1 protein-coding gene is annotated in these 246 nt (G+C 62.2%); it reads left to right on the top strand.

What is annotated here, in order from left to right:
* A partial coding sequence (locus tag FJ988_RS30670) for a Gfo/Idh/MocA family oxidoreductase (RefSeq protein ID WP_246688708.1) occupies positions 1–246 on the top strand: 246 nt, incomplete at both ends.

Here is a 246-nt window from a genome sequence, read left to right as displayed (position 1 = left end):
TCACCAGCCGTGACCCGGGGTTGGCGCCACGGGATTACCTGGCACATTCCGGCGGCATCCTGCGGGACATGACCATTCATGACTTCGACATGGCGCGGCACCTGCTGGGTGAAGAGCCCATCGAAGTCAGCGCGATAGCCAGCCGTCTGGTAGACCCGAGCCTGGCGCAGATTGACGACTTCGACAGCGTGATGGTGCTACTGCGCACCGCATCCGGGAAACAGTGCCATATCAACTGCTGTCGGG

This window comes from Mesorhizobium sp. CU3 (assembly GCF_006442965.1).
In the GTDB taxonomy this organism is placed as follows: Bacteria; Pseudomonadota; Alphaproteobacteria; order Rhizobiales; family Rhizobiaceae; genus Mesorhizobium.
Note: the sequence above shows the minus strand (reverse complement) of the source record. Positions and strands in the feature narration are given on the sequence as shown.